At 67.5% G+C, this 8,540-nt stretch carries 8 protein-coding genes and 1 rRNA gene; 4 read left to right on the forward strand and 5 right to left on the reverse strand.

Annotation, left to right across the window (positions count from 1 at the left end):
• Positions 1-18 precede the first annotated feature (18 nt).
• Positions 19-930: a BPSS1780 family membrane protein gene (locus G370_RS0117605; protein ID WP_019661770.1), complete on the forward strand. Its 912-nt coding sequence runs from the start codon at positions 19-21 to the stop codon at positions 928-930.
• A gap of 85 nt (positions 931-1,015) precedes the next feature.
• Here G370_RS0117605 and tatC read toward each other — a convergent pair whose 3' ends face one another.
• The 4 genes from tatC to G370_RS0117625 form a co-directional block, all read right to left on the reverse strand.
• Entirely contained in the window at positions 1,016-1,765 is a 750-nt protein-coding gene (gene tatC / locus G370_RS0117610) for a twin-arginine translocase subunit TatC (protein ID WP_010482410.1), read from the reverse strand.
• Positions 1,762-2,223, reverse strand: a complete 462-nt coding sequence (gene tatB, locus G370_RS0117615; RefSeq protein WP_019661771.1) for a Sec-independent protein translocase protein TatB — start codon at positions 2,221-2,223, stop codon at positions 1,762-1,764. The genes tatC and tatB overlap by 4 nt, the downstream gene beginning before the upstream one ends.
• 15 nt (positions 2,224-2,238) lie before the next feature.
• Positions 2,239-2,466 (reverse strand): Sec-independent protein translocase subunit TatA, encoded by a 228-nt coding sequence (gene tatA, locus G370_RS0117620; RefSeq protein ID WP_026347229.1) that lies wholly within the window; start codon positions 2,464-2,466, stop codon positions 2,239-2,241.
• A 75-nt stretch (positions 2,467-2,541) separates the two neighbouring features.
• Complete coding sequence (locus G370_RS0117625; protein WP_019661773.1) at positions 2,542-3,432, reverse strand: lipid-binding SYLF domain-containing protein; 891 nt, start codon at positions 3,430-3,432, stop codon at positions 2,542-2,544.
• Positions 3,433-3,597: 165 nt separating this feature from the next.
• Here G370_RS0117625 and hemH point away from each other — a divergent pair, with 165 nt between their 5' ends.
• The 3 genes from hemH to G370_RS0117640 all read left to right on the forward strand — a co-directional run bounded on the left by hemH (position 3,598) and on the right by G370_RS0117640 (position 7,807).
• Positions 3,598-4,560 carry a ferrochelatase gene (gene hemH, locus G370_RS0117630; RefSeq protein WP_019661774.1) on the forward strand — a complete coding sequence of 321 codons (963 nt, stop codon included), beginning with the start codon at positions 3,598-3,600 and terminating at the stop codon, positions 4,558-4,560.
• Entirely contained in the window at positions 4,557-5,411 is an 855-nt protein-coding gene (locus G370_RS0117635) for an alpha/beta fold hydrolase (protein WP_019661775.1), read from the forward strand. The genes hemH and G370_RS0117635 overlap by 4 nt, the downstream gene beginning before the upstream one ends.
• A 290-nt stretch (positions 5,412-5,701) precedes the next feature.
• Positions 5,702-7,807, forward strand: a complete 2,106-nt coding sequence (locus G370_RS0117640; protein WP_019661776.1) for a methyl-accepting chemotaxis protein — start codon at positions 5,702-5,704, stop codon at positions 7,805-7,807.
• A 479-nt stretch (positions 7,808-8,286) separates the two neighbouring features.
• Here G370_RS0117640 and rrf read toward each other — a convergent pair.
• Positions 8,287-8,401, reverse strand: a 5S ribosomal RNA gene (gene rrf, locus G370_RS0117645).
• Positions 8,402-8,540: the final 139 nt, after the last annotated feature.

The raw sequence follows: 8,540 nt of genomic DNA on the forward strand, positions 1-8,540 counted from the left end.
TGTCCCTCCCGGATGTCCATGAAAGAGATTCGCAAGCTGCCGGCTTCGGCGGGCGCCCAGTGGTTGCTGGATACGTTCTCCCTGTACCGGCGTGCGCCGCTGCAGCTGGCCCGGATCGGCCTGGCCTGGCTGCTGGTGAGCTGGCTGGTCACCCTGTTGTCCACGCTGATTCCCGGCGCGGCAGGCATGGCCGTGCAGCTGATGACCCTGGCCATCTCGCCGATCATGTTCGGCGGCATGCTCTACGCCGTGGGCGAGATCGACGAAGGCCGCCCGGGCCTGGCCTCGCACTTGCTGCAGCCGATCCGCGACCACCGCGTCAGCCACCTGCTGGTGCCGCTGGCGATCCAGGTGCTGGCGGTACTGCTGCTGGGCGCGCTGCTGTTCATGATGATCGGTCGCGAGGGCTTCACCGCCTTCAGCGAGGTCATGACCAAGATGGAAGAGATCAGCCGCAGTGGCCAGCAGATCAAGCCGGACGATGCCGCCGCGCTGGTCGCCAACCTGCCGGCAAAGCGCATTGCGCTGTGGATGCTGCTGGTGTTCCTGAGCGCGGTGGCGCTGTCGCTGGCGATGTTCACCCAGCCGGCGCTGGTGGTGTTCGACAAGCAGAGCGGCATGCATGCGCTGCGCCTGAGCCTGCAGGGCTGCATCGAAAACATCGGCGCGATGATCGTGTTCGCCGCACTCGGCCTGATCGCCGCGTTCTGCATGTACATCCTGTTCGTGATCGTGATCCAGATCGCGATGCTGATCGGTGGCCCGCTGGCCGCGGCCTTCATCGCCCAGCTGGTACTGACCACGGTGCTGATGCCGCTGTATGTCGGTGCGGTCTACGCCGCGTGGAAGCAGATGTTCGTGCATCGCGGCAGCCGTGCAGCGCCGCCGATCCCGACCACGCCGACCTCGAGCGACGTGTTCCACGCCTGACCGGTCCCACCGGTAGCGCCGGGCCATGCCCGGCGGTGGCATCACATCGCACCCCGCACGCCGGGCATGGCCCGGCGCTACCGCATCACGCGGCGGGTTTCTTCACTACCGACGACGGCACCAGCCAGCGCGCGGCGTGGATGCCCAGCTCGTACAGCAGGCACATCGGGATCGCCAGCATCAGCTGCGAGACCACGTCCGGCGGAGTCAGCACTGCGGCTACCACGAAGATGCCGACGATTGCGTAGCCACGGCCTTCCTTGAACTGCTGCGGCGTCACCCAGCCCAGCAGCACCAGGATCACCATCGCCACCGGCAGTTCGAAACTGCCGCCGAAAGCGAAGAAGATCGCCAGCACGAAATCCAGATAGGCATTCGCATCCGGAGTGATCGCAATCACGTCCGGGCTGAAGGTGGTCAGAAAATGGAACACCGCCGGCAGCACCAGGAAGTAGGCGAAGGCGCAGCCGGTGTAGAACAGCAGTACCGACGACACCAGCAACGGCACCGCCAGGCGCTTCTCACGCGCATACAGGCCCGGGGCAACGAACGCCCACAGCTGGTACAGCAGCCAAGGCACCGCCACGAACAGGGCCACGAAGAAGGTCAGCTTCAACGGCGCAAAGAAGGCACCGGCCGGATTGGTGGCGATCATCGTCTGCCCGTTCGGCAGCTGCGAGACCAGCGGTTCGGCCAGCGCGTTGTACAGCTTCTGGGTAAACGGCAGCAGCGCCAGCAGCACCACGCCCAAGCCCAGCAGTGCACGCACCAGGCGGCCGCGCAGTTCCACCAGATGTTCGACCAGCGAGCTTTCGCCGAAATCCTGTTCACTCATGGCTGGCGCTCCGTGCTCTGCGGCGGCGGTGTCGCGGCTGCTTCAGCGGGCGCGTCTGCAGCCGCCCCGGCAACGGCGCCAGCCTGGGCCGGTGGGTCCACGCCGGGCTGGGCAATCATGTGCGGCGGCAGATCGGCCTGCGCCGGTGCTCGCACTTCCTGCGCCAGATCGTCGCCCTGCTGCCGCGCCTGCTGGGCCTGGCGACGGAGCGCTTCGCCACTGGCGCGCAGCTGGTTCTCGGTGTCCTGCATGCCTTGGCGCACGTCCTGCATCTGCCGCTTGATCTCTTCGGCGTGCAGTTCGCGCTCCAGTTCCTGTTTCACCGAATCCCACTGGTTGCGGGCACGACGCACCCACAGGCCGGCGAAGCGGGCCGCCTTGGGCAGGCGCTCGGGACCGAGCACCACCAGAGCGACCACGGCAATCACCAGCAGTTCGCTGAAGCCGATATCGAACACCGCGACCGCTCCGGATCAGCGTGGGTTGCGGTCGTGCTCGTCCTGCACGGTGCGCGAGGCATCCTGGCTGCGCGACTCGTCGCCCAGCTGCGCGTTCGGCTTGTCGTCGTCGCGCATGCCCTTCTTGAATTCCTTGACCGCCGAGCCGAGGTCCTTGGCGCCACTGGTCAGGCGCTTGGTGCCGAACACCAGCAGGACGATGGCCAGCACGACCAACCAATGCCAGATGCTGAAACTGCCCATAAAGACGCTCGTTACGTTAGTGATCAGGCTGTCGAGCATAGCGCACCGGCTGTAAGCCGGCGCGCGTGACGAAAGTCAGTTCCCGCCCAGCGTTTCCGTGCGGATTTCGCCGTCATTGACCGGCTGGAAGCCCTGCTGCTGCGGTGGCGGGGTCTGCGGCACGTTCTGCAGCGGCGCCGTGGTGGCTTCCGCCGGGGCGGCCGGTGCTGCCTGAACAGGCGCCGGCGCAACCGCCGGGGCCGCTGCCGGACGCGGTGCGCTGCCGTTGCCGCTGCGGTTGCTGCGTGCAGCGTAGGTGGCCTCTTCCAGGCGGTCACGGAAGGCCACCACATCCATCGACGGCGAACCGGCAGCGCGGCCTTCGAAGATCATGCGCGGTGTGGTGTTGCTGCCGTAGGCATCCAGATTGGCGGCATCATCGATCTGCAGCACCGCACCATCCAGCGCGACGCCGGCAAACAGGCCGCGCGCGCGCGACCAGGACCAGATCTCGGCCTTCAGCTGGCCGTCGGTGGCAGCGGCGGCATTGCGGCCGACCGGGCCGGCGGCGACACCGGCATCGGCGCCCAGCGTGAACTTGCCATTGACCAGGTTGTCCAGGCTGCGGTCGTTGCGGAACACCAGCACCACGTCCGAGGACTGCACGCCGGCCTGGAAGCCGATGCTGCCGCCGGTCAGCTTCACGAACACCGGATTGGACCAGGCGCCGTTGGGCATGCGCACCGACATCAGGCCGTGGCCACGACGACCACCAATGACCAGACCGGCCTTGATCGTGTCGGGAATGACGATGACCGCGCGGCCTTCGTCGAGCAGTTTGTCCGGAATGCCCTGTTCGGGGATTTCCTGGATTTCAGCAAGCACGCGCACGGCATTGCGCGCACGCTGGTCTTCCTGCGGTCCGGCCATGGCCTGGCTGGACAGCAGGCTGGCGGCGATCAGCAGGGCTTGGATCGGGCGACGCATGGCAGGCTCCAGAAGTCAGTCCATAGGAAGATATAGCAAGTGACTGAAATTAGTAGCGTTGTCATGAATCCCCAATGAGCGTTCCCTGCTCACATTGATGCGCGCTATGCCTGCAATCCGAACCCTGCATCCCGGCACGGCGCCGGATCGGCGACAATACCGCCCATGCTCGACGCACCCGATACCGCCGTGCTGGCGGTCAACCTAGGCACGCCCGAGACGCCGACGGCCCCCGCCGTACGCCGTTACCTGGCCGAATTCCTGTCCGACCGCCGCGTGGTCGCGATCCCCCCACTGCTGTGGCAGCCGCTGCTGCGCGGACTGATCCTGCCCCTGCGCAGCAGTCGTTCGGCGGCCAAGTACGCCCAGGTCTGGCTGCCCGACGGCTCACCGCTGATGGTGCATACACGCCAGCTGGCGCAGGCCATGCAGGCCCTGTTGCCGACCCTGACAGTGCGCCATGCGATGCGTTACGGCGAACCGGCGCTGGCCAGCGAGCTCGACCGCCTGGCAGCCGACGGCGCGCGCCGCATCGTGGTGCTGCCGCTGTACCCGCAGTACTCCACCACCACCACCGCCTCGGTCGAAGACCGCGTCGATGCGTGGCAGCGCCGCAACCCAGGCGTAACCGTCAGCCTGGTGCGCGATTACTCGGTCGATCCAGGCTGGGTCGAGGCCGTGGCCGGATCGATCCGCCGCTACTGGGAGCAGCACGGTCGCGGCCGGAAACTGATGTTCTCCTTCCATGGCATCCCACAGCGCCTGGCCGACGCGGGCGACCCGTATCCGCAGCGCTGCGAGGCAAGCGCGCAGGCCATCGCCCACGCACTGGGCCTGGGCAGGGACGACTGGCAGATGGGTTACCAGTCGCGCTTCGGCCGCGAGCGCTGGCTGCAGCCGTATGCCGAGCCCAGCCTGTGGGCGCTGGCCGAATCCGGCGTGAAGCAGATCGACGTGGTCTGCCCGGGCTTTGCCACCGATTGCCTGGAAACGCTGGAGGAAGTGGCGCTGGGCTTCACCGAGACGCTGGCCGAGCGCGGCGCGACGATGCGCTACATCCCCTGCCTCAACGCCGATCCGGAACACGCTCGCGCCCTGGCGCGGCTGGCCGTGGCCTCGCTGGCATGAGTCTGCAGCCGTTTGAACTGGAGGTCGGTGGCGCGCGCGTCGCCGGCCTGCGCAATCACGGCGACGGCCCGCGCGTGCTGGCCCTGCATGGCTGGCTCGACAATGCGGCCAGCTTCGTGCCGCTGGCGCCGCACCTGTCGCCGTTGCAGCTGGTGGCCATCGACCTGCCCGGGCATGGCCACAGCGCGCACCTGCCGGCCGGTGCCAGCTACACCACGGCCGCCGCGATCTGCCACGTACTCGATGTCGCCGACGCGCTGGGCTGGGACCGCTTCAGCCTGCTCGGTCATTCAATGGGCGCCGGCATCGCCAGTCTCACCGCCTCGGTCAGCGACCGCGTGGAGCGGCTGGTGGCGATCGAAGCACTGGGCGGCCTGCGTGGCCCCGAGGAAGAAACGGCCAACCGTCTGCGTGAACATGTAAACGCCACGCGGGGACTGGCACGCAAGCAGTTGCGCGTGTTCCCTGACCTGGCCGCGCCGATCCGTGCGCGGATGATGACCAACCAGCTCAGCGAAGGATGCGCACGGCTGCTGGTCGAGCGGGGCGTGGAACCGGTCGAGGGCGGCTACCGCTGGTGCAGCGATCCGCGGCTGATGCTGCCCACCGCGATCCGCCTCAGCGAAGGCCAGATCGACAACCTGCTGCAGGCCATCGCCTGCCCGACGCAGGTAATCTATGCCACGCCTGCGCAGTCCTACTACCCCGAGCCGATGCGCAGCGAGCGCCTGCAGCACCTGCGCAACGGGCGGCTGGCGGTGTTTCCCGGCAACCATCACCTGCACATGGAAAACCCGGAACAGATCGCAGACGTGATCCTGCACTTCTTCAGCAACGACAACGCCGGCTGATTCGCGGCGTTCGCGCACTTCACTCCGCGCAGTTGCGGCCGATACATCAGTTGCGGGCCCCTGCGCCCGCCGCACGCGGACCCGGTCGGGCCTGCGGCGTGTGTCTGGTCCTGCAAGGAAGTCCGCATGCCCGCTCTGCTGCACCGTCATCCACAGGATGTGGCCACGGTGCCCCGTCTGCGCGTCGCTGATCGCGTCGCATTCCCCGAATTCCCGGCACCCGCCCTCGTCACGCCCTGCTGCGTGCGTTGCGGCGTGGCCGTTGTCTTTAGCTGACCCAGGAGTCGCCGATGTCCGTTGCATCCTCCCGTCCCCCCGATACCGCCCGCCTGCCGCATCTGCAGCAGCTCGCGCGCCGCGCTGACCGCCGCCTGCTGATCGGCAGCGGGATATTGGCTATGGCTGCCCTGGTGCTGGCGCTGCGTGGGCCGCAGGCACAAGCCGCCGCGTTGGCGGCCGTCGCCGTATTGCCAGCCGCGTGGTTGGGCGGCCCCCAGGCGGGCCGGGCCGTCGCCCGCAACGGTCTGGCGTTGCTGTTGTCGCTGCAGCTGGCCGTGTTGTGCGCGATCATCAGCCTGTCACCGGCATTGCCAATTGCCCTGCTGCTGGGCGTGCTGCTGGGCCACCGTGATCGCCTTCCGGTGTGGCTGGCCGGTGGCGTCGGTACGCTCTCCCTGCTGGCACCGCTGCTGGACGGTACTGCGCTGTGGCCGGCGCTGCTGCAGGCCGCGATGCTGGCCGGCCTGACCCTGTTCCTTGGCCAGGTCGCACTGCGGCTCCGCCAGCAGACCGAAGCACTCGGCCACGGTCCCCGCCGGCTGGCCGCGCTGGCGCGCGACATCGCCACCGGCGCCGATCTTGGTGCACATGCTGACACCACCGCCTACGCACCAGGTTCGCTGGCCCATGCGCTGGCCGACACCGCACGCCATGTGCAGGCCCAGCGTGGACGCGAAGCGGAGGCACACGCCGAGAACGCGCAGATCCGCCAGGCCCTCGATGCCTCGCGCACCGCGATGATGATTGCCGACAACGATCACGTGATCCGCTACGTGAACCGCTCGGTGGTGGCCCTGCTGCGTAACCAGCAGGCAACGTTGCGCCAGGCCTTCCCCGATTTCGATGCCGAGCGCCTGGTCGGTAGCAGCATCCATCGCTTCCACGCCAACCCGGACCGGATCCGCGCCATCCTCAATGGCCTGCGGGTCAGCCACAACGGCAAGGTACAGATCGGCCCGGTGCACTTCGCACAGGTGGTTACTCCGGTCTTCGACGCACAGGGCGTGCGCCTGGGCTTCGCCGTGGAGTGGCATGACCGTACCCATGAGCTCGCGTTGGAGAACGCCGTCGCCGGCATCGTCGCGGCCGCCGCCGCCGGCGACCTCGACCAGCGCCTGCAGGCAACCGAAGGTGCCAGCTTCCTCGATGGCCTCACCGGTGGCATCAACCAGTTGCTGGATACGTTGGGCAGTACGGTTGACGAGGTGCGGCAGATGCTCTCGGCGCTGGCCAGCGGCGACCTCGATCGACGCATGCATGGTGAGTATCACGGCGCCTTTGCCGCGATCCAGCGCGATGCCAACGCCACCGCCGGCCAGCTGGCGCGCATGGTGGGCCGTATCCAGCAGTGCGCGTCCTCGATCAGCACCGCTGCGAGCGAAATCGCTGCGGGCAACGGCGCGCTGTCCGAGCGCAGCGAGCGCCAGGCAGCGCACCTGCAGGAAACCGCCGCTTCGATGGAAGAGCTGACCGCCACCGTGCGCCAGAACGCTGCCCATGCGCGCGAGGCGAGCCAGCTGGCGATCACCACCCAGAGCGCCGCCAGCGACGGCAACGTCGCCATGCAGCGGGTCGTCGACACCATGCAGGCGATCGAGGGAGCCTCGAAGCGGATCGGCGACATCACTGGCGTGATCGATGGCATCGCCTTCCAGACCAATATCCTCGCGCTCAACGCGGCAGTGGAGGCCGCCCGTGCCGGCGAGCAGGGCCGCGGCTTCGCAGTGGTGGCCAGCGAGGTGCGCGTGCTGGCGCAGCGCTCCGCCGCCGCCGCACAGGAAATCAAGAAGCTGATCGATGAGGCGGGTCGCCAGGTGGGCGAAGGTGCCCAGCTGGTGGCCGATGCGGGCCAGCGGATGCAGGGCATTGTCGGGGGCGTTGAGAATGTCAGCCACCTGATGCACGAGATCTCGGCGGCCTCTCAGGAGCAGTCGGTTGGCATCGAGCAGATCAACCAGACCGTGGTGCAGATGGATCAGGCCACGCAGCAGAACGCGGCGCTGGTGGAGGAGGCCACCGCTGCCGCACGTGAGCTGCAGTCGCAGGCTGGGACGCTGACTGAAGCGGTGTCGGTCTTCCGCCAGCAGGAAGCACACGAGGTCCCGCGGGCCGCCTGATCAGGGTCTGCCAAGCGAGTGGATGAGGACGGCGCCCGCAGGGCGCCGTCTTTTTATGCGTGACCTGCCCCTGGTAGTGCCGGCCGCTGGCCGGCAACCGATTGCTGTGTGGGCCTGCTGTTGGTAGCGGCCAACCTTGGTTGGCACCGCTGCTCCTCGCAGGGGGTATCCACGCATGGCGTGGATCTACCGGGCGATGTAATGCCATCGGGTTGCCGGCCAGCGGCCGGCACTACCCGGTGTTTACCGCGCACAAAGTTGCCGGCCGCTGGCCGGCAAACGACCGCTGTGTGCGCCTGCTGTTGGTAGCGGCCAACCTTGGTTGGCGCCGCTGTTCCTCGCAGGGGGATCCACGGATGGCGTGGATCTACCGGGCGATGTAACACCGTCGGGTTGCCGGCCAGCGGCCGGCACTACCCGGTGTTTACCGCGCACAAAGAAAAACCCCGCTGCGTGAGCAGCGGGGTTTTGGGTGTAAACCCTGGCGATGACCTACTCTCGCATGGCTTGAGCCACACTACCATCGGCGCAGCTGCGTTTCACTTCCGAGTTCGGGATGGGATCGGGTGGTTCCACAGCGCTAATTTCACCAGGGAGGCGGTTGGAGCGTCGCCATCCGGTACAGCTGGATAAGGCGCCTGCCTCTCATAGTTCTTGTGACGTAGCGTGCACTTGGATGCTCTTACGACGTTGTCGTAAAGCCAAGGCAACTTGAGGTTATATGGTCAAGCCG

The organism is Stenotrophomonas hibiscicola ATCC 19867 (assembly GCF_000382065.1).
Classification (GTDB): Bacteria; Pseudomonadota; Gammaproteobacteria; order Xanthomonadales; family Xanthomonadaceae; genus Stenotrophomonas; species Stenotrophomonas hibiscicola.